A 20,898-nucleotide genomic window follows, 5' to 3' on the forward strand; every position below is an offset into this window, starting at 1 on the left:
TTAAATTCCGAACTGATAAATTTACCACTTTGAAATATATATAAGTAATTGATATCGCTTTTTGTTAACTGATTGTGGAGTTATATTTTATACTTCTTAAATTCCGAACTGATAAACTTACCACTTTAAATAAATATATAAGTAATTAGTATCGCGTTAATTGGGTGATTGTCTAGCACCCAAAACTAAAGGAATCCTACATAATTAGAATCCAGAAATATATTTTAAGACATGTATTGTTACAAATTTTTTCCGAATTGTGCATGTAATAATGAAACGTAAATTTTTAAACTAATCAAAACTGAAACATAATCTATAAAAAAGTTTTCTAGGTTATTAAAATTTAATCCTGATGTCGCTATACTAATATTAAGGTTAATTATTTTACTTATAACTCATAGAATAACAATTTAGTACCCTTTCGAGGGATTGTGTTGGAAGAATCATCTGTTCAGATGCGTGACGAGAAGTAATCGTTTAGCATATTGAGCGGATGTTTTTTTATATAAATAATTTAAGGAGATGGTAAAATGCTAAAGAAAAAATATGCTATTGTTAAGCGAATGGGAGAAAAGGAAGAATTTATCGGTACAGTCGAGGCAGAGTCGTTTGAAAAAGCAGAGACCAATGCAAATCGACAATATGCTAAAGAAAAGCAAGCGATGAAAACGGGTGATGCTTGGCTAGTTATTGAACTAGCGGGTGATATTGTATTCGATGCAGAAGGGCGAGTAGTAAATACAAGCGGCAATCTGAATATGTTTTACAAATTTTAATCACTTCAAAAGGGTGATAAAGATTAAATTAGTTGAGTGACTAAAAAGAATCAGAAAAAGCGTAAAGGTATAAACCTTTACGCTTTTCAAATAACTGATTTTATAATTTTAAAATATATGCTTAAATCTTCTAAAAATGATTAAAATCCATAATATACACGCACCTAATAAAGCGACAGCAAAGTCACTTTACGAGTTGGGGGGTTCCCTTTTTATTATTAATTTTAGCAAGTTATGAAACATCTGTTCTGAAAAGTCAAAAAATAAATTGAAAATTTGTCTTTAAAGAATATGGTCTATAACGGCTTTTAATGTTAGTTGAATTTTTCTTCTATCAATGCAAGGAATGTATCATGTATTGCTTGTGAGATGAATTCTCCATCAAGTAGTAAATTGCTTAAATGCTCAATAAATTCCGCTTCATGTGTTTCTAATTCGACTATTTTGTCCGCAGCAGCTTTACGTAACCAATCCAAAAGGCCTTCTTCAATATGTAAAGGGGTTTCCATTTTGTGTAGGACAAGATTTTGATAAAAGTCTGCATCCTGTTCTAATAAATCTTGTTCTTCATCATTAAAAAATAATTCAGTATCGTAATAGTCTCCCCACCCAATAGCAAGTAAATTAAATTCGGAAAAATACAAAGCTACATTTGCATTAAGCTCCTTATTATCGACTTTCGGTAGCACCTTATTTTCAATTTTAAAGGGGTGTATGTACTTACGAAATAATGTTTGTTTATCCAAAAATCCGCATTTCTCCAATAGAACAAGGTAGCTGTGAATTAATGTTGCAACCTGTTTGCTGTCCTTAACATCATATCGAAGCTGATCTTTTATATCTTGAAATAAATATTTCGAGAAGATCAGTTGCTTCTTACTATAATTGTGTTTTATTGCTTTATGAAAAACGAGTAATTGCCATAGCGGATATGGTGTATGGATCCATTTATATTCTTCCATCTGGATATTAAAGATGCCAGGGAAATTGTTGTCTGTTAATCCGTACTCTTTTACTAAACGTCTAAACAAAACTTGCTCTCGATGTGACATCCGTTGTAATACTTTATTTATATTGAAATTTCTTAAATATCTTATATACTGTTGAAACCGTTTCTGCTTTTCTTGTTTTTGATGAATTCTTTGCATCCGTGCAGCACTTTGTTCCTTACGTTTCTTCCAAAGTTCAGCAGCTTTAATTTTTCTATCATTTAAATAGTGTTGAATCTTTTCGTAGGAAAGTTTGTTACATAAAACGAATCTGCATGGCGACTGTATTTTAGCGATTTCCATTTTAGATATTGCAATTTCTTGAAGCTTTACTACAAATCTTGTTTCAGTTCGATACCTAATACCGAAAAATTTGCCAATATGTTTTACAAGGTTGTTTTTAACATCTATGAAGTAAACGCTACGTTCTTTTTTATTCACTAATTGCTGCTGGTATTTTAAGCGTAGAACAACTTCATCATCCTCGATATCTTCTGCATTTATTTCTTTATAATAGTTCTCTCCGAAAAGCCAAATATCTTTGATTCCAGCGATTGCATAAAGCTTTCGGCGTTCCAACCATTCCTCAGCAGTCTGTTCCGCACATTGAATTTCAAAAGCAAACTTATGACCATTCCCAAAATCCGCATACACATCCGCGATTTGATTGGTCTTAGCAATACGTTCTTCTAATGCAACACAAGCATTCGGATATTTATCTTTCAACCAATTATAAATCGCTAATTTTCCACCAAGATGTTCCTGCGTTTCAGGCTCCCCAACGAAACTACATTCAACATGGCGCTCATGATAAAAGTGGTGAATGCGTTTTGGACCGCCGCGAAAGAAGACATTCTTCTGACAGTGCGGACAGTATAGTTCTTTTGCTTTTGCTAAAGAATATAGGCGTTCTTTATCCTCGTGAAAGGCAAATTGTTTTTCACCATTTGGATTGATTGCTACGAACATGTTTTCACCTCTATAAGATATAGAATTAAGTTTATTTGTTACATTTTACACTCAGAATTTCGCGACTAGGCCTTAGTGGATAAATTATACTTTTATTATATATTAATTGAAAATATGGTAAAATATAATCAGTAAAAAGGTAGAATTTAAGTAGAGTTACTCAAATCAGTTTATAAAATTGGAGTGATCTAAGTGAAAGCGAATGAAACAAACCTACAAGAAATAATCGAAGGTTCGAAGCAATATATCATACCAATGTTTCAACGTACATATAGTTGGGATCAAAAACAATGGCTAACATTATGGGAAGATTTAATGGAGTTAGTAGATGAAGCACAGCAATATGAAAATCATTTTATCGGATCAATCGTATCTATACCGGTAAATGCAAACCCTACTGGCGTGCAACAATTTGTAGTTATTGATGGACAACAAAGATTAACGACATTACTTGTTCTTTTAAGTGTTATTCGTGATAAGGCGGAAGAAGATGAATTGCCTGAATTAGCAGCTGAAATTAACGAAACGATGCTTGTAAATCGTTTTAAAAAAGGTGAAGAGTATTTTAAGTTGCTACCAACACAAGTTGATAAAGATACCTTCAAAAAAATTATAAAAAATGAAATTACAGAAGTAGATCAAAATAGTGGGCTTGTAAAATGCTATAACTACTTCAAAAATAAGCTTTATGATTTAACAATTGATGTGGAACAATTAAAAAATGGTGTTTTACATAATCTTTCATTAGTTAGCATTGTACTGTCTCCAGATGATAACCCCTATTTAGTATTTGAAAGCTTAAATGCAAAAGGACAGCCTTTAACAGAAGCAGACTTAATCAGAAACTATTTATTTATGCGCATTGAGCCATCCGAGCAGGAAGAAATGTATAAAGGCTATTGGATGCCAATGCAAACGAATTTAGGAAATTCTTTAACGGAGTTCATCAGACATTTTTTAATGGGCGTAAACTTAAATGTCAAAAAGAAAGATGTTTATGTGAAATTAAAGCAGCAAGCTGATAAAGCAAATGTCATTGATTATTTGAAGGAGTTGGCTGTATTTGCAACATATTATGATAAATTACTACATCCAGAAAAAGAATCTAATGAAAAAATTCAATACTATTTAAAGCGAATTCAACAGTTTGAAGCACGTACTGCATTTCCGTTTTTACTTTATATTTATCGTGATTTTGATACGAAAAAATATAGTTTGGAACAATTCATTGAAATTTTATCAATAATCGATAATTTCATTGTTAGACGATATGTTTGTAATATTGAATCGAAACCATTAAATAAAATGTTTGGGTCTTTATACAATCAGCTAAAACCGTATAGTGAATCCGATTCTATACAAGAATTAAAGGCACTTTTACAAGTAAGAGGTTATCCAAAAGATACTGAAGTTCTTCATGAATTAAAGTTTTCACCTTTATATGGAGGCGGAGACAAGAGAGAAAAGTGTAAGTTTATTTTAAGTGTACTTGAAGAAACTTACGGTCATAAAGAAAAGGTGAATTTAACACAGGCGACTCTTGAACATATTATGCCACAGACTTTAACCGAGTCTTGGAAAAATGAATTAGGTAGTAATTTTGAAGAGGTTCATGAGAAGTATTTACATGCTATTGGAAATTTAACGTTAACTGGTTATAATTCAGAGCTATCAAACGAATCCTTTGAAACGAAGAAAAAATATTATATCAAGAGTAATTTTGAGTTAAATAAAGACCTTGTTAAATACAACAATTGGGACGAACAAGCAATAAATGACCGAGCAGAAAAATTATATGAAAAATTCATTTTAGCATGGCCTTATTTTGGATTAGCTAGCATAAAAGACAATGATGTAACAGGTAGCTCGCCACGTTTATTATTTATTGGTGATGAAACGATTAAGGTTAAGGTTTGGCGAGAGGTGCTAGAACATACGGTAATGTTCATTTATAATCACAAGCCAGATTACTACCAGGAATTGTTGCAAACAAGAACGTTGCTAATTTCAGTAGAAAAGAATACAGAAATGCGCAGCGCAAAGCAGCTACCTAATGGCCATTTTATAGAAGCAAACTTCAGTGCGAAAAGTATCTACACCACATGTAAGAAATTATTTATTGAAGCAGGATTTGAAGCAGATTTATGGAATGTAGAGGTTGAGGTTAAGTGATTAGAAAATGAATAATAAGTTTTGAGTTTTATACACGTAAAGTATAATGATATTAACTTTACGTGTATAAACTACGTTTTTAGAACTCTTTAACCCTATATACAATACATGTGTTTTCAATAATGCTGTAACTAAATTTAAACGTTGTTAAATTACCTGTAACGAAGGCATTAAAATCTTTATAAAATAATTCCATAACATTGCGATTCAACTTATTGAAACCCTTCAATTTTGAATATTCTACTATCATATTACCGACATGGACAAGGGAATATCTAATATTATTTAAAGTTATAAGTTGAAATTCGTTAGGATTAGTTTTGTAAGTGAAAATATATTTTAAGTCATTTGGAATATCGAGGTTATCCAAGACATTTACCCAAAACAGTATGGGTTTTGTTTCGTCAGCTTTATTTTGGAGAATGAAATAATGATCAAAGTTTGGTAGAGAGAGCTTTTGAATTTCATAATCATTTTTTTTTAGAATAGTGTGGATATAATTTAGATTGTCAAAATAGATTTGACCATCCCAAATCATTCGGTTTATATCATAAATATTGTATTCTTCACTGATTTCTTTTAATTTCAAAAAATTTAGTCGTGTTAAATATGCGTAATATGGTTTTTGGTTCATTCATATCCTCTCCAATTCAATTATATTTGAAATTAATTATAAGTAATTTTATGGAATAAAGGTATATTATAATTCAGATAATTTTCTCCGAATGAAATGAGGGTTAAAATGAAGACATTTGAATTTATAGAAGAAATTCAAAAATTAGGATTGAATGTTAATAAATCACATGATTCTGTTAGAGCAGTAATTAACATTTCGATGCCTAAAAAAAATAGAAGTGGTTATAATCCGGGAAAAATTGCAGTAGTTTCAACTACCAATATGTATGAGGTTTCCTGTAGGTGGGAAGCATACACCTTATTAAAAAATAGCCACAAAAAAATATTATGGGATTTGATAAAAGCTTATGTTGAAACAGAAATTGAAGATCGTATTTAATATATTAAACATATGTGATAATAAGAATAAGAGTATTAGAAGAAATTTGTGAAAATAATAGTCTCCGTAAGCATTTTTAGCAAACCTTATTAAATCCTTTGTAAGAGCTATTTTTGCCCCTCAAAAAAGCCCTTCAAACGTTGATGTAATAAGGTTTGTCTGTTTTGTAGATTGAATACCCGCCGTCTCCATACATAAAGCTGAGTAATATTGTAGCGGTAAATAATGATAAAGGTATCATAATATAAAAATGGGTGGATACAGACAATACATTTGGCTATGAATGATTTACTAAGCTTTTACTGAATTTAAGATTGAGCAATACACCAATATAGGAAAAAGGTTAACATCAGCAAAATAAGGTATACTATATTTGTTGAATAGATTTCTTTAAAGGCAGGAAAAGTAGGTGAACCAAAGTGGGGAAATATCAATTGGATACTAAAGGTAAGGTGGCTGTGGCAAAGTATCATGAAAAAAACAAGCCGGCCAAATTTGATAAAAAGCAGCAACTTGAGAAAATACGTGCGGAGTATTTGAAAAAGAAGCAAGAACAAACAGATCAATAATTTGAATGAAAACATAGGAAGACTAAAATTTCTCTATGTTTTTCTTTTCAAATTGATGATAAAGACATTGGAACGACATAGACATATAAATGGGAGTCACCATCTACAATTGAGGATAAAAAATTACATGATTTGAATGCATTTTTCCGTTTTGATAATAATCTTAAAACCTACCGTATGATATTACATCTTAGCCCCAACGACGATTGAGTGGGAGTAGTCATAAAGCGAGATAACCATCCGTTTATCTCTTTAAACTGATATCCAACGTTTTTGGTTAAATGTGAAAGAATTCATGTGAATATATGCATATCAAATTCTTCAAAGGCTCTATTTTGGGTATGAATTTATAAAATTGTTTTTACATCTGAATGTCTCAGTCTCTTAGTATTTTTTTTATTTGCATCTGCTTTCAATAATAGAGACTAATGTCTTTAGAGGTAACTAAGGTTTTTCTAATAAAAAATTATCTTTATTTGTAGCATTCCAAAAATCAGAGCGCAATTAAGTAGGTTACACATAAATGAATTAAATAGTTAATTCGAAGTATGTTAGCTTCGTTATTTCATTTGGCTACTTTGGATAAATGAGTTCGGTATTGCACCGGACTCGTTTTTAATTTTGCCTAGTAGTTTATATATTTTTCTAATTCTATTTTTAATGCTCTATACTTTCTAATTCCCTCATGTAAAGGAAATCGGATTTCATAATGTCAAAGAAATTCACCATGACAGAGTTGTTGTAACTATTTCCTTTACGAGACATACTTTGAACAACCCCTCTTGATTCTAAGGCGCGACAGTATTTATTCATTTGATAATGCCAGTCCTGATCGGTATGCATAAGTAACTGGTGGTGCTCAGGTAAACGTTCGAGTGCTTTGTTCAACATGTCTGAAACAAGTGAATAGGTTGGTCTAGAGTAAACTCTAGTGTTTAATTTGTATACGGCTGAATAATAGCCTCAACTATACTGTATTTCATATTGCTTAATCCATTTAAGGATTGCTTTATTATTAGTCCCCATAAGATTTAGCTATAGCATAGGAGCTTTCCTTCCATTCCTCTTAAGCAGCTCTCAACAGCTTGGAAATTATCTTCGGCAGTTCAATACAAGTTTTTTATGTTCCTAATTCCATCCAATTGCATTGAAAACTTCAAAATATTTTCTGTATTCCTTCTTTAGGAAGTATAACAAGTGAAGTATTTTTTTGTATTGTAGAATAGAGGTGAGCACAGTATTTGGTATATTTATGTACATTTAAAATAATATGAAAATTACTAAATGTATAAGGTGGTGGTTTGAATGAAGAATAGAATCCCCAAACCTATTATCAACACGGTTTTATTGTTACTTTTTCTTGTTGCTTTTTGGCTCTTAGGTAATGTTAGCCAACTGTTTGCTAGTAAAGAAAATACCGAAAGTGAAATTGGTTATATAGTAATGCATGAAGGAATAGTTTATTTTATTCAAGGGAAGGACGCTCAACAATCAGATATAGGGAGTTTCTCTAGCGAAAATCTCATGTACTTAAATAAATTTGAAACAGTTTCAATTTTAATTAATGAATCGAAACTTTCTATGAAAGGAATTAAAAGTGGAGATGAAGTGAGGATTTGGTATTCTGAAATTTTGGAGTCAAATCCAGCAAAAATCAAAGTTATTCGTATAGAAAAACTGTGACTAACATTTCGTTTTTACTAAATATAATTTAATACCATTTATAAATTAAAATTCCATTTATTTCCTTTATTTAAGCTGATTATCGCTTCTCAAAATTAATTTTTATGGAGCATAATGCAACAATCTTGCTCGGGATTCAGCCTAAGAAGATGTGAATGTCATCACTATAATGTAGAAGGGTGTGCTAAAAGTCGAGAAACTTTCAGCACACCCTTTTGTATTTAATTGAACAGACGACAATGAAGGAGTATTATACTCCCGTATTTTTCGATCCATCATTTAAAAATATAGTATAGTTATTGTAAAAACCGAAATGATCGAGGGGACTGGAATAGATGAACTTACTAGAAGTTGGAGTAAAAATAAAGCAGATGCGGAAGAAAAATAAAATGTCTCAGGATGATTTAGCTTCGCAGATTAATTTAACGAAAAGTCATATTTCAAAAATAGAAAATGGTAAAGCGACACCGAGTCTGGTGACATTGTCCAAGATTGCGGAAATATTTGATGTGCCAATGGCCTGGTTTGTTATTCAGGATCAATTTGATGGCATTTCGATTGTTTCGAAAAAAGAACGCCATGAGACTGTTGAGACAAATGAACTTGGCTATCAATATGAGCTGTTAGCGAATAAGAGCTATATGAGCAATATCAATCCTTCTATTGTTACTGTACATAATGGGGCGGAAAATTTAGCGCCTTATACACACGATAATGATGAATTTATTTATGTCATTTCGGGTAGTATCGTCTTGAAATACGATCATAAATTTTACCATCTAGAAGAGGGGGACTCTGCGTATTTTTCTGGGAAAAAGGAGCATATCTTTATTAATAATTCTGAAGAAAACTCAAAGGTATTAACGATTTATGTTGAGGATTAAATCTTTCTTTTAAACGTAAATATTATCGAAAATACAAATTTCTTGTTTACAATACTATTCAGACAAATTACAATTGGTGTAATGTTATTCAACTAAGTTGAATTATATTACACTTTTTTAATTTTGGGGGTATGGGGATGACTTCACGTATTAAGGGATTTTATTTACTTTCAGTAGAAGAGCGCATTAAGTTAATCGCTGAAAAATCAAATTTAACCAACGAGGAAGTTGAAGCTTTAAAAAGTGGAATTTCATTAGAGCTTGCTGATGCAATGGTTGAAAATGTTATTGGACATATTTCAGTGCCTCTAGGGGTAGCGGCCAACTTTAAGGTGAATGGCAAAGAGGTATTTATTCCGATGGCTACTGAAGAGCCGTCAGTAATTGCTGCGGCTAGTAATGCTGCCCGTGCAGCATATGAGTTAGGGGGTATTTTTACTTCCAGCTCGGGAACAGTTATGCGCGGACAGATTCAGGTATTAAATATTGAGGACCCTCATGCAGCGAGGGCGAAAATTTTTGAACATAAAAATGAGATCATCGAGCATTGTAATGAAAAGGATCCAACGTTAGTCAAGTTAGGCGGTGGAGTGAAGGATATAGAAGTGCACTTAATCGACACAGCAAAAGAAACAATGGTTGTCGTTCATTTAATCGTTGATACGAAGGATGCAATGGGGGCAAACGCTGTTAATACGATGGCGGAATCTGTGTCACCATTAATCGAACGGATTACAAATGGACGAGTTGTGCTACGGATTATTTCAAATTTAGCAGATAAGCGTATTGTTCGTGCGCGTGGTGAATTCTCGACAGAAATGCTCGGGGGGATAGAGATTGCGAAAAATATTGTAAGTGCTTACGAATTTGCAGATGCTGATCCGTATCGGGCTGCCACACATAATAAAGGAGTTATGAATGGTATTACAGCTGCGGTATTAGCATCAGGTAATGATACACGTGCTGTTGAGGCTGGTGCTCATGCCTATGCTGCTCGTTCTGGTAGATATCGTTCTTTAACAACGTGGGAGCTGAATAAAGCAGGCAATCTTGTTGGGACGTTGGAATTGCCATTAGCTGTTGGTATTGTGGGAGGGGCTACGAAGACTCATCCTGTTGCAAAAGCAGCGCTAAAAATTATGGATGTGCAATCAGCAGAGGAGCTAGCCAGCTACATTGCCGCAGTAGGATTAGTAGAAAATCTAGCAAGCTTACGGGCACTTTCAGCAGAGGGTATTCAATCTGGTCATATGCGTCTGCATGCGAAAAACTTGGCTGTAATGGCTGGGGCTACAGGCGATATTATTGATCGTGTTGTGCAGCAGGCGGTAGAAGAGAAGGATTTCCGTTATGATCGTGTTTTAGAGATTACAAACTCTCTGCGAGGTGAATAATACATGGCGAATACTCCATACAATGAGCAAAAAAATGTAGAGGAAAAGAAGTTTATTGAAATTTTAGGAGACACGGTTTCTGGCAATCAATTAATTATTTCAATTATTTTAAGCGTTGCCGCAAGCTTTTTAGGCTATCAGTTTGGCCAGTGGGTTTTTCCGAAGTTTGCAGACCCTCAGATGATTAACTCTTATTCACTGTTAACAGGAATCACAGGTATTCTGATTGTTGTTGCTATTAATACGATTCTTTTTAAACCAAAGCGTATTTTAGTAGAGGATGAAGCATCTAGTCATTCTTTAAAGGAAGCATTTGAGGATTTACAAATTGATATAGACGAGGAAATACGCTTAATCGAGGAAGATCCGGTGACAAAAAAGGAGCTTGAGGATTTTGGAATTCTTTCTAGCTTACAAGGCCTGAAAGGAGCGGATAAAAAATGAGTATTTATGTAATAGCTCTTTTATTTGCACTTCTTGGTGCAGCTATCTTTACTGTCATTGGTCTTATCTCAGGTACAGATGAAACAGCAATTATGGTACCAATTACATTGCTAGTTATTTTGCTGGGAGCGCCTCCTGAAGGGGTATTCGCCTTTTTCATGGCAGGCGTGTTAGCCAAGCATTTAACACATGCTGTCCCAACTGCGTTATTAGGAATTCCAGGGGATACTACGGCTGTACCGTTAATCGATCATGCCAATACATTACGCCGTTTAGGGATGCCGCACGTTGCACTACGTAAAATGATTTCTGGCGGTGTTATCGGTGCATTTATCGCCCTACCAACCGCTGTATTGTTAGGTCAGTTTTTAGGTCAATTTGCCGACTTTTTTAAATCTTCATCAGGCATCATTTTTACACTTGCCGCTATTTTAATCGCATTCTTTTCAAAGGGAAAATGGGCAAGTATTTTAATCATTATTCCATTTGCATTTTTCATTAAAGCTTTAGATAGCGTTAGCTTCGCGATGCTGGATAAACATTTAAGTATTACATTCTTTTTAGGAATTGCGATTGGACCGATGTTTTGTAATATTTTAATGGCGGCTTCTTCTGTTGCTAAAAATGATCTAGCACGCAGTAAGCCAAATCAATATAATCTTGCTCCTGAAACGAAATCATGGAAAGGCTATTTCCCGAATCCATTTAAAATTTTATCGAAAAGGCAGACCATTTTTACGAGCATTACAACGTTTCTTTCCTCCCTTACATTTGTCTTCAGTCCTGTTGGGATGACGTCATTGATGGGAGAAATTGTAGGCTCTCGTACAAAAGGTGCCTATAAAAAATCAACAACGAGTCTTACTGTCATGAATGGTGTAACGGAATCGACATATATAGCTGAAGCGATTATTCCATTAATTGCATTCGGTATTCCGTTAAGCCCAGTAGCACTTGGACCAGCATCACCTTTATTTAATGCACCACCGATTTTTACAGTAGATCCAGTTAACAACCTACACACGCTAATGTCTTCATGGGACTTTTTCATTTTTGGGTTAATCGGTATTAGTGTAGCCGCTTTAATTGCTTATCCATTTGCGATGAATTATGCACGTAAAGCATCTGTATTAGTATTGAAATATATTAGCCAGGAAGCAATCGTAGCGATGTTTATCGGATTAGCATTTTTGCTTGCCTATAACGAGGCACAATTGCTAGGAGTAGTGTTAACATTTACAGTCGCAACTGTGGGTGGTTTATTAAATCGTATTTTAGGTGTAGGGGCCGGTGTGCAATTCATGGTATTCTACGCATCAAGCTGGATTATGCTACAGCTGTTCGGCATTTAATTAAAGGAAGTGTATCTTGATGACTTTACCAAAACAAGTGGAAATAAGAGAAGTAGGTCCTCGTGACGGCTTACAAAATGAGAAAATTTTTATTCCAACTGATTTGAAAGTGCAATGGATTAACTTAATCAGTGAAACAGGTGTCCGCCATATCGAAGTATCCTCTTTTGTTAGTCCCAAATGGATACCAGCTTTAGCCGATCATCATGAAGTGTTTGAGCAAATCGCACGTGATGAAAAAATAACGTATGCAGCGCTTGTGCCTAATTTGAAAGGGGTAGAAGGAGCCATTCAACAAAAGGTTGATGAAATTGCGTTATTTATCTCCGCCTCTGAGGAGCATAATCAAAGTAATGTAAACGCTTCAATCAACCAATCTTTGCAGAACTTAAAAGCTGTAGCTGAAGTAGCAAATCGTGAAGGTATATCGTTAAGAGGTTATATTTCAACTGTATTTGGCAGTCCGTTTGGTGATGAAGTAAAGCTTCAAACAGTGAAGGATATCATTGATGCCTATCTAGCAATGGGCGTTTCTGAAATTTCACTCGGCGATACAATTGGGGTAGCGGATCCTGTACAAGTAAAGGCTATTTTATCAGAGCTGCTCACTCAATACGATCGTGATTTGTTTGCCCTTCATTTTCATGATACGTATGGCCGTGCTTTAGCCAATATATTTGCAGCACTTGAGCTGGGGATTACAAAATACGACAGTGCTATTGGAGGTTTAGGGGGATGCCCCTATGCCCCTGGTGCAAGCGGCAATGTATCGACAAATGATTTAGTAAATTTTCTGCATCGTTTAGGTGTGCAAACGAATATTGATGAAGAAAAATTGTTTACCGCTACGCGATTTTTACAGCAGGCAATAGATAGACAGCTTGATAGTAAAGTATATAAAGTGCAAAGTAATTAAGTAAAAGAGCGCCTCTATAGTTAGAATTAAAATTAGAAATGTCCCACCCAATTGGTGGGACATTTTTTACTGAGGGAAAATAGTTTTATGCCAATTAATCATACTACCTTTGAATTCAATAGATGACCCTCCTAAATATGATCAATATACTTTAAACACTTTGCTAGTAGCTGGGTACGATTGGTTACTTGAAATTTTCTATATAGATTTTGAAGATGTTTTTTGATTGTATTTTCACTGACGAATAATTGCTGGGCGATTTCTATGTTTTTTAAGCCTTTGAATACAAACTTTAAAACTTCTCGTTCTCGATCTGTCATTTCCAACACGATGGAGGGCTGTGAAAAGTGATGTAAGGAATACATATTTTCGATATTTCTTTTCAAATATACTAACTTTAAAATATCTTTTTCATTAAATAGCTTCTCTCCTGTTTTCCTTAAAAAGCCAATAACGGCTACGAGCCTATTGTCTATCCTCAAATACATGGCCATTTCATCTTCATAGCGATTTTCCTTCAAAAATACTTCTTTATAGTGGGTTTGTTTTTGCAGGCACATCACTTCATTCCTACTCATTAGCTGAATGGAAGGCTGTGTATTTATATTTTGGGGGTGCAATGGATCAAAGTTTTTATATCTTTGTAAATAGTCATTAATCGTATGACGCTCTATATTAAAAAGCACAGGGGCGGTTAGCTCATTATTTGCTATTTCCCAAAATAACATATGGTGATAGCCGAGATGCTGACTAATTGTTTGCAATAGTTCATGTTTAAAACATTCATTGCTTTGTTTCACATTCATATTTGAAATATGATAGCTTGCTTTAAGAATGTTTTCTAAATCATTTTCTAAAAACATGAAAACACCTCATTTCTCTATTATGCGTATATATTCTACTTAAAACAGAATTATCCTTTCGGGTAATATCTTAAATTTAGAATATTCAGTACATTATAGTTGCAAGATTACTACTATACGAGGTGATGATATGAATTTACAAGAGTATGCATCCTATGACGGTATTGGGTTAGCAGAGCTAGTAAAATCAAAGGAGGTAACACCACAGGAGTTAAAGGAGCTAGCGTTAGAAGGAATAAAAAAAGTCAATCCATCCATTAATGCAGTTGTTAGTGTGTTAGAAGAGCAGGCTGATAAGGCCATTGAGAAGGTTGATGAAAATGCGCCGTTTGCAGGTGTTCCGTTTTTAATTAAGGAGCTTGTGTTACATGCAGAGGGTGTTCCGCATAGTATGGGGAGTCGTATTGGAGAAAATACGGTTATACCCGTCGATAGTGAATTAATGGCGCGCTTTAGAAGGGCTGGCTTGATTTTAGCAGGTACTACGACAACACCTGAGTTTGGCTATAATGCAGCGACTGAAGCAGTTATTTATGGTGCAACGCGCAATCCGTGGAATTTAAATCATAGTCCAGGCGGTTCGAGTGGTGGGTCAGCAGCGGCTGTTGCAAGTGGTATTGTGCCAATCGCTCATGCCAATGATGGTGGAGGTTCTATTCGTATCCCCGCTTCCTGTAGTGGGTTAGTGGGATTAAAACCTACACGTGGAAGAGTTCCAGCTGGTCCATTCAATAGCGAGCCTTTAAATGGTATTGCCATTGAGTTCGCTGTGACTCGTACAATTCGTGATACAGCTGTTTTATTGGATCAAGTAGCAGGCCCTGACTTAGGGAGCTATTCCAAATTAGAAGTAACACATGCACCGTATGGACAACTTATCCAGAAAACAGTGCGCCCGCTAAAAATTGCTTGGACAACTGAAACAAATTCTGGGGCATTTGTCGATCCGGAATGTATAGAAGCGGTTCATAAAACAGTTCAAGTATTAAAAGAACTAGGACACGAGGTAGTAGAGGCGCGTCCGAAATATGAACAAGCATCATTCACAAAGGCGACGGTCGATATTTGGACAGCGAATATTTATCAAATGATTAAGGGGGCTGCAGCAGGCACTGGTAAAGCAGTTTCTCCAGACTATATTGAAGCAGCCATTTGGAAATGCTATGAATATGGTGGTCAATTAAAGGCGGCTGATTTATTGGAAGCTATTCATACAAATGCGGTCGTTTCACGTCAAGTAGCAGGCTTCTTTGAAGACTATGATATTTTATTGAGTCCAACTATTGGCACACTTCCTGCTAAAATTGGTGAATTAAATGCCAACAATCCTAACGTTTCAACTGTTGAATGGACAGAGCAAATTTTCACGTATGCACCGTTTACAAATTTATTCAATGCTACAGGTCAGCCCTCCATATCATTGCCTTTAGCCGAAAGTAAATCAGGTCTACCAATTGGTCTACAAATGACAGGTAAATTTGCAGATGAATTGACGTTATTACAGCTAGGTAGACAGCTAGAGGAAGCCATGCCTTGGAAAGACCGTCAACCAGCAGTACATGTCAGTGAACAGCCTCAGCCAGCGGTATAATCTAGCATGAACGCACTTAGTGTAGACTGGGTGCGTTTTCTTTCTGTCGTAATTTTAAAGCTTCCTCAAAAGCAGGTTTTATCCTGGCCTCGAACTCATATACATAACTTAAAAGCTAATAGGAGTAGTGATTATTGGACAAACAACAACATAAGTACAGATGGATTGTGTTTGTTGCTGTATTGTTTACCTATTTGTTAATGGCAAGTCAGCGAACTGCTCCAGGGTTAATTACAGATCAATTGATGGAGGATTTTGGGGTAACGGCATCGACAATTGGGTTATTGACGAGTATTCAATTTTTTGTGTACACGAGTTTGCAAATTCCAATGGGGATTCTAGCTGACCGATTTGGGCCAAACCTTTTCCTCATCATTGGTGCCACACTTACAGGTATAGGAACGATTCTTTACAGTCTAGGTACACATGAATTCATTCTATTCTTTTCTTTTCTAGAATACTTACTGGTATAGGAGATGCCACCATATGGGTGAATATGGTGCTTATTTTGGCACAATGGTTTCATAAAAAGGAGTTTGTCCGATTAATTGGTTTTGCAGGTATGACAGGGAGCTTAGGCTTCTTATTGGCAACAGTTCCTTTTGCTACATTGATTTTTTTATTAGGTTGGCGAATCACCTTTTTCTCTACAGGACTTTTACTATGCTTATGTGGTGTACTTCTTTATTTTGTGCTCGTACAAAACACAAAACGCATTTTTTCAAAGGAACCTGTAAGCATAACTAAAGAACTAAAACGTGAAAAAAGCTCCAAATTATTACGAAGAATATTTTCAAGCAGGCAAGCATGGGCTTTATTTTTTTGTCATTTTGGCGTTGTGGGCGGGTATGTTGGCTTTATTAGCTCGTGGGCAGTACCATATGGGATCAATATGTATGAGATGTCACGGTCAGAGGCTAGTCAGCTAATTATGATTGGTTTAGTCGGAGCGCTTATCGGAGCACCTTTAATGAGCTGGATTGCTGGCTGGTTAGGTACGATTAAGAGACCCTATATTGTTGTGCATATTGCGGTTTTAACGAGTTGGTTTGCCTTTCTTTTATTGAAAGGGCATCCATCCATTTTCATGCTCATTGTCCTGTTCTTTATCATCGGCTTTGGCTATGGTGCAAGTGCTTTAACCTTTGCGGCAGTTCGTCAAACTTTCCCTTTAAATGAATCAGGCATTGTTTCTGGGTTTGCCAATACAGGGGGCTTTCTAAGTGCCGCATTGCTGCCCATTATTTTTGGGTATATTTTAGATTATTTTCAAGCTGCCACAGGCAATGTAAGTGATGGGTACTACTATGGCTTCATTTCGCCTGTTATATTCTCCTTCATTGGTTTGATGGGAGTCCTGTTATTAAAGGAAAAACGTGTGAGAGTGGCTCTAGCATATCCAAATGATTCAAATAAATCCTATTAAAATAGGGATATTGGACGGGTTTGAAACTTTTGTTGAATATCGATTTTCTATTGCTTTTTCCTCTTTAATCACGCTAATATTTGTTAAATTTATGAAATTATATTACTTTTATGATAGATTTTACCTGGTTAGACATCTCCATAAATGCTACACTGATTAGGAATCTTAAAATTCAGAATAAAAAGGGAGAAAACTAGGAAATGAATCAATTGAAACAAGTTATAACAATACTAAGTATGGCTGTATTGATTCTGGCAACAGGAATTGTCTTTACACAAACGCCTGTCAATGCACAAGAGAAAGATATTCATATTACACTCCTGGCTACGTCAGATATTCATGGCCGCTCTATGCCTTGGGATTACGCAGTGGATGGACCTAATCTCACAGGAAGTTTAACGCAATTATATACAATTATTAAAGATATCCGTAAAGATCATCCGAATACCATCCTATTGGAAAATGGAGATTTAATACAGGATAATTCTGCAGAATTGTTTAATGACCAGCCGCAGTCACCAATGATGGTGGCTGTTAATGAAATGGGCTATGAAGCTTGGACATATGGTAATCACGAGTTTAATTTTGGTTTGGATGTATTAGATAAAGTTTCCAGTCAATTTAATGGAGCAAGACTTGCTGGGAACGTTTATAAAGAAAATGGCGAACGCTATTTACCTGCATATACAATTATTGAGCGTGAAGGGGTTAAAATCGGGGTTATTGGCATGGTAACACCTTTGATTACAGAGTATGAGAAGGGGACAAATCATCTTGATGGTTTAGTTGTCAAAAACCCTATAGAAGAGACTAAAAAGGCAGTTAAGGAATTAGAGGGTAAAGTAGATGTCATGATTGGCCTTATGCATATGGGATTGGAAAATGAAAATGGTGTTCTAGGAACGGGTGTGAAGGAAATGGCTAATGCCGTACCAGAACTAGCTGCTATTTTTGCAGGACACAATCATGTACTGATAAATAAAGAAGAAGTGAACGGTGTTTTTATAACAGAGCCTAATAAATATGGAACACATATTTCACGAATTGATTTAACATTTACTCGCCAAGGCGAGAAATTGTTGCTTAAAGAAAAAGATGCTTCAACTATTCCTGTAAAGAATGAAGACGGGACCTTTGTTGAATCGGATAAAGACCTAGAAAAAACGTTGAAGCCATACCATGATTATGCACGTGAAGATGCTAATATCGAAGTAGCACAGCTTAAAGGAACAAATCTTGTTCCCAAAAATGAAATTAAGGGTATACCAGCTGTACACATCCAAGAAACACCTTTATCAGATTTTTTCCATGAGGTCATGCTACATTATAGTAAGGCAGATGTGGTAGCACATCAGATTGATAATGACAAAGCTTCATTGGATGTAGGTCCTATTAAGAAAAAGGATATCGCCTATAATTATCAATTTGCTGGTGGAGAAGTATCAGTTTATGAAGTAACGGGCAAAGATTTAAAAGATTATATGGAATGGGCAGTTGGCTATTTTAATAGCACACGTGATGGAGATGTGACGATTAGTTTTGATAAAACGCGTCGTTCCTCTAAATATAGTACGAATGATTATTTCGGAAATGTAAAATATGACATCGATTTAACTGAGCAGCCAGGTAACAGAATAAAAAATCTACGAAAATTAGATGGTACCCCAATTAAGCTGGAAGACAATTTAAAGCTTGGTATGAACTCTTATCGTATGGATTTTCTTGTATCAAAAGGTCAGGCACTTGAAGGGCGTAAGTTTAATATGATTTGGTCCTCTAAAGAAGAAAGTGCCTATGGAGAAACAGGCGGTACAATCCGTAATCTAGCCATTCGATATCTAAAAGAAGAGATGAACGGCGTGTATGAGCCAGTGATCCAGCATAACTGGAAAATCGTTGGTGTCGATATGAAATCGCCAGCACGTGCTGCTGTTGTTGAATTAATCAATAAAGATATTTTAGCCATTCCTACAACGGAAGATGGTAAATATACAAATATAGCATCTATTAATGTCAAAGCTTTGATTACAGAAGAAGAAATAAAAATGCTAGCAACAAAAGCAAAAGTAGATGCTAGCCAATTTACTGGGGTAAAAACGTCAGGTGAATTTTATCAGAAGCTGGTAAAAGCATTGAATAAACCTAAAGATGAGCCAGTAGAAAAACCAGTGAATCCAAGTAAGACAACACCAGACAAATCGAAGCCAACTATTACTCAGCCAGAATCACTTAAAGGGATTGTTACGGCAAATCACTTAAATGTTCGTTCAAAGCCATCGAACTCAGGAAAAGTATATGGGACAATTTCAAAGAATACCGAAATTACAATTTTAGAGGAAATACAAGGCTGGTATAAGATATCTTATAATAATAAATCGGGGTATGTTTATAGCAAATATGTAACGATTAAAAAATAAGAGCTAGCATAAGGCTGAAGGAAACTAGATTTGCATCTATTCCTTCAGCCTCTTTACATACGGCGATTTTTAGTCAATTAACACGTTGGGCTTTGTCATTGTAGTAGAGCGTTATTAAACTTGTGAATGTAGGTTATTAAAAGTCAAAAAACCTTATCCCATATATACACTAGCACAAGTATCTGGAGCAGGTTCATAAAAGCAATGATTCTTAAATTGTCCTGTAAACGGCTGACCATACCATGTTGGGGGACATGGTGCATATGGATTGAAGTACCAGAGTGCGTATTTTGCTGGATGTTCTCGCCAGAAATCTAAGTTTTGTTTCGCTAATCTTTTTTCCGTTTCTCTTGCTCGTTGGTAAAACATATTGCCTTTTTGAACAGCTTCGAAAGAATAGTTTCCACCTTGTACCTGGTAAATAACCTGCTCAATCGTTCTTACATCATTGAAATCTAAACAGGACGCCACTGCACGATTCACAATGACATTGCCCACGTAAAGCATACCTTGTTGACCTTCACCCTCTGCTTCTGCTCTCATCATCCTTGCCATTAAAGCAACGTCTGCATCACGGTATTTTACTCTTGGCATTTTTCCACCTCCACCTTATAGTATGAAAAAGAACAAGGCTAGTTTCACTTTATCTTGAAATTCGTTGTTTTTGAATATCACTCCATAAAAAACACCATCTTTACTGTTCAACAGCAAGATGGTGTATTTTCATTAAAAATTATTTTTGAAGTATGGCGTTTTTTTCAGTACAACACATACCGGGATGGCGATAACTAAGCCTACGATGTTTTGAATGACGTCCCCAGGAATGGATGCCAGCGGGGCAATCCAGCTGTTGAACATAATGGCTTGCCCAACATAGTAAACAGCAATCATCACGGGCATTGACACTACTGCTCCTAAAATATTCAGCCCAAGATTATCACCTTTATGTCCTTTTGCCCAAGCAATTTTACCAACAATGAAGCCTTGTAATGCGCGTGAAATAATGGTTGTGGGTGCCCAAATTAACCAGCCACCTACGATATCGAATAAACCCATTCCAATAGCTCCAGCCAGTGCTCCTTTTTTAGGCCCGAATAAAATAGCGGATATAAACAGCATAGATGTTCCTAAGTGGATAAGGCCCCCTTGCCCAATCGGTAGCTTAAGATTGATAAACATTGTAGCAACGAAAACAAGTGCTGCTAAAATCGCTGTAATGACTAAATCAAATGTTTTTGTGCGTGATTTTGTATAGGATGTTGTCCTTTGTATATTTTGCATTTGTCTCTTCCTCACTATGATGAATATTTTGATGATTTTTACTTTAACAAAGGACTGACTATTGTAAAAGTGTCAATTTCATAAAAAAGTTAAGGGTCAGTTTGAGGTTATTTTCGCATCTTTCTAATTGTGATACGATGGGGAGAGTAAAAGCAGG

At 35.3% G+C, this 20,898-nt stretch carries 17 protein-coding genes and 2 pseudogenes; 13 read left to right on the plus strand and 6 right to left on the minus strand.

Translation table 11 applies throughout. The annotated features are described in order from the left end of the window. The first annotated feature begins 530 nt into the window (after positions 1 to 530). Positions 531 to 776, plus strand: a complete 246-nt coding sequence (locus C7B89_RS00005) for a hypothetical protein (RefSeq protein WP_115672930.1) — start codon at positions 531 to 533, stop codon at positions 774 to 776. Positions 777 to 1,090: 314 nt separating this feature from the next. On the opposite strand, the gene C7B89_RS00010 is transcribed toward C7B89_RS00005, so the two are convergent. After that, on the minus strand, positions 1,091 to 2,734 hold the full coding sequence (locus tag C7B89_RS00010; protein ID WP_115672931.1) for a competence protein CoiA: 1,644 nt from the start codon (positions 2,732 to 2,734) through the stop codon (positions 1,091 to 1,093). A gap of 192 nt (positions 2,735 to 2,926) precedes the next feature. Here C7B89_RS00010 and C7B89_RS00015 point away from each other — a divergent pair, with 192 nt between their 5' ends. Beyond that, entirely contained in the window at positions 2,927 to 4,906 is a 1,980-nt protein-coding gene (locus C7B89_RS00015) for a DUF262 domain-containing protein (protein WP_115672932.1), read from the plus strand. A gap of 79 nt (positions 4,907 to 4,985) precedes the next feature. On the opposite strand, the gene C7B89_RS00020 is transcribed toward C7B89_RS00015, so the two are convergent. Continuing rightward, on the minus strand, positions 4,986 to 5,540 hold the full coding sequence (locus tag C7B89_RS00020) for a hypothetical protein (protein ID WP_115672933.1): 555 nt from the start codon (positions 5,538 to 5,540) through the stop codon (positions 4,986 to 4,988). A 108-nt stretch (positions 5,541 to 5,648) separates the two neighbouring features. On the opposite strand from C7B89_RS00020, the gene C7B89_RS00025 reads away from it, so the two are divergent. Further along, positions 5,649 to 5,921 carry a hypothetical protein gene (locus tag C7B89_RS00025; RefSeq protein ID WP_115672934.1) on the plus strand — a complete coding sequence of 91 codons (273 nt, stop codon included), beginning with the start codon at positions 5,649 to 5,651 and terminating at the stop codon, positions 5,919 to 5,921. Positions 5,922 to 6,340: 419 nt separating this feature from the next. After that, positions 6,341 to 6,490 (plus strand): hypothetical protein, encoded by a 150-nt coding sequence (locus C7B89_RS22995; RefSeq protein ID WP_004228154.1) that lies wholly within the window; start codon positions 6,341 to 6,343, stop codon positions 6,488 to 6,490. Positions 6,491 to 7,118: 628 nt separating this feature from the next. Here the strand turns inward: C7B89_RS22995 and C7B89_RS00030 are convergent. Further along, positions 7,119 to 7,411, minus strand: a pseudogene (locus C7B89_RS00030) (IS3 family transposase); the annotation flags it as partial. A 384-nt stretch (positions 7,412 to 7,795) separates the two neighbouring features. Here C7B89_RS00030 and C7B89_RS00035 point away from each other — a divergent pair. From C7B89_RS00035 to C7B89_RS00060, 6 genes are all read left to right on the plus strand, one after another. Continuing rightward, a complete protein-coding gene (locus C7B89_RS00035) occupies positions 7,796 to 8,173 on the plus strand; it encodes a DUF3221 domain-containing protein (protein ID WP_115672935.1) in 378 nt (125 codons plus the stop codon). Positions 8,174 to 8,508: 335 nt separating this feature from the next. Then, positions 8,509 to 9,057 carry a helix-turn-helix domain-containing protein gene (locus C7B89_RS00040; protein WP_115672936.1) on the plus strand — a complete coding sequence of 183 codons (549 nt, stop codon included), beginning with the start codon at positions 8,509 to 8,511 and terminating at the stop codon, positions 9,055 to 9,057. A gap of 137 nt (positions 9,058 to 9,194) precedes the next feature. Then, positions 9,195 to 10,451 carry a hydroxymethylglutaryl-CoA reductase, degradative gene (locus tag C7B89_RS00045; protein WP_048394314.1) on the plus strand — a complete coding sequence of 419 codons (1,257 nt, stop codon included), beginning with the start codon at positions 9,195 to 9,197 and terminating at the stop codon, positions 10,449 to 10,451. 3 nt (positions 10,452 to 10,454) lie between these two features. Beyond that, entirely contained in the window at positions 10,455 to 10,895 is a 441-nt protein-coding gene (locus tag C7B89_RS00050; protein WP_048394316.1) for a hypothetical protein, read from the plus strand. Further along, on the plus strand, positions 10,892 to 12,247 hold the full coding sequence (locus C7B89_RS00055; protein WP_066037148.1) for a tripartite tricarboxylate transporter permease: 1,356 nt from the start codon (positions 10,892 to 10,894) through the stop codon (positions 12,245 to 12,247). The genes C7B89_RS00050 and C7B89_RS00055 overlap by 4 nt, the downstream gene beginning before the upstream one ends. Before the next feature lie 19 nt (positions 12,248 to 12,266). Continuing rightward, complete coding sequence (locus C7B89_RS00060; RefSeq protein WP_048394320.1) at positions 12,267 to 13,163, plus strand: hydroxymethylglutaryl-CoA lyase; 897 nt, start codon at positions 12,267 to 12,269, stop codon at positions 13,161 to 13,163. A 131-nt stretch (positions 13,164 to 13,294) separates the two neighbouring features. Here C7B89_RS00060 and C7B89_RS00065 read toward each other — a convergent pair whose 3' ends face one another. Next, positions 13,295 to 14,026: a response regulator transcription factor gene (locus tag C7B89_RS00065; protein WP_048394322.1), complete on the minus strand. Its 732-nt coding sequence runs from the start codon at positions 14,024 to 14,026 to the stop codon at positions 13,295 to 13,297. Positions 14,027 to 14,156: 130 nt separating this feature from the next. On the opposite strand from C7B89_RS00065, the gene C7B89_RS00070 reads away from it, so the two are divergent. The 3 genes and pseudogenes from C7B89_RS00070 to C7B89_RS00080 all read left to right on the plus strand — a co-directional run bounded on the left by C7B89_RS00070 (position 14,157) and on the right by C7B89_RS00080 (position 19,460). After that, entirely contained in the window at positions 14,157 to 15,617 is a 1,461-nt protein-coding gene (locus C7B89_RS00070) for an amidase (protein WP_115672937.1), read from the plus strand. 134 nt (positions 15,618 to 15,751) lie between these two features. Continuing rightward, positions 15,752 to 17,043, plus strand: a pseudogene (locus C7B89_RS00075) (MFS transporter). A 200-nt stretch (positions 17,044 to 17,243) separates the two neighbouring features. After that, positions 17,244 to 19,460, plus strand: a complete 2,217-nt coding sequence (locus C7B89_RS00080; protein ID WP_115672938.1) for a 5'-nucleotidase C-terminal domain-containing protein — start codon at positions 17,244 to 17,246, stop codon at positions 19,458 to 19,460. A gap of 153 nt (positions 19,461 to 19,613) precedes the next feature. On the opposite strand, the gene C7B89_RS00085 is transcribed toward C7B89_RS00080, so the two are convergent. After that, positions 19,614 to 20,054: a cell wall hydrolase gene (locus C7B89_RS00085; RefSeq protein WP_004228176.1), complete on the minus strand. Its 441-nt coding sequence runs from the start codon at positions 20,052 to 20,054 to the stop codon at positions 19,614 to 19,616. Positions 20,055 to 20,186: 132 nt separating this feature from the next. Next, positions 20,187 to 20,741 carry an ECF transporter S component gene (locus tag C7B89_RS00090; protein WP_115672939.1) on the minus strand — a complete coding sequence of 185 codons (555 nt, stop codon included), beginning with the start codon at positions 20,739 to 20,741 and terminating at the stop codon, positions 20,187 to 20,189. Positions 20,742 to 20,898: the final 157 nt, after the last annotated feature.

The organism is Lysinibacillus capsici (assembly GCF_003367505.1).
Classification (GTDB): Bacteria; Bacillota; Bacilli; order Bacillales_A; family Planococcaceae; genus Lysinibacillus; species Lysinibacillus capsici.

Bases quoted from the DNA above. Each gene is read 5' to 3' on its own strand.
- C7B89_RS00025 (WP_115672934.1), top strand. From the start codon at position 5,649: ATGAAGACATTTGAATTTATAGAAGAAATTCAAAAATTAGGATTGAAT.
- C7B89_RS00080 (WP_115672938.1), top strand. From the start codon at position 17,244: ATGAATCAATTGAAACAAGTTATAACAATACTAAGTATGGCTGTATTG.
- C7B89_RS00005 (WP_115672930.1), top strand. From the start codon at position 531: ATGCTAAAGAAAAAATATGCTATTGTTAAGCGAATGGGAGAAAAGGAA.
- C7B89_RS00035 (WP_115672935.1), top strand. From the start codon at position 7,796: ATGAAGAATAGAATCCCCAAACCTATTATCAACACGGTTTTATTGTTA.
- C7B89_RS00050 (WP_048394316.1), top strand. From the start codon at position 10,455: ATGGCGAATACTCCATACAATGAGCAAAAAAATGTAGAGGAAAAGAAG.
- C7B89_RS00070 (WP_115672937.1), top strand. From the start codon at position 14,157: ATGAATTTACAAGAGTATGCATCCTATGACGGTATTGGGTTAGCAGAG.
- C7B89_RS00020 (WP_115672933.1), bottom strand. From the start codon at position 5,540: ATGAACCAAAAACCATATTACGCATATTTAACACGACTAAATTTTTTG.
- C7B89_RS00045 (WP_048394314.1), top strand. From the start codon at position 9,195: ATGACTTCACGTATTAAGGGATTTTATTTACTTTCAGTAGAAGAGCGC.
- C7B89_RS00065 (WP_048394322.1), bottom strand. From the start codon at position 14,026: ATGTTTTTAGAAAATGATTTAGAAAACATTCTTAAAGCAAGCTATCAT.
- C7B89_RS00090 (WP_115672939.1), bottom strand. From the start codon at position 20,741: ATGCAAAATATACAAAGGACAACATCCTATACAAAATCACGCACAAAA.
- C7B89_RS00010 (WP_115672931.1), bottom strand. From the start codon at position 2,734: ATGTTCGTAGCAATCAATCCAAATGGTGAAAAACAATTTGCCTTTCAC.
- C7B89_RS00055 (WP_066037148.1), top strand. From the start codon at position 10,892: ATGAGTATTTATGTAATAGCTCTTTTATTTGCACTTCTTGGTGCAGCT.
- C7B89_RS00040 (WP_115672936.1), top strand. From the start codon at position 8,509: ATGAACTTACTAGAAGTTGGAGTAAAAATAAAGCAGATGCGGAAGAAA.
- C7B89_RS00060 (WP_048394320.1), top strand. From the start codon at position 12,267: ATGACTTTACCAAAACAAGTGGAAATAAGAGAAGTAGGTCCTCGTGAC.
- C7B89_RS00085 (WP_004228176.1), bottom strand. From the start codon at position 20,054: ATGCCAAGAGTAAAATACCGTGATGCAGACGTTGCTTTAATGGCAAGG.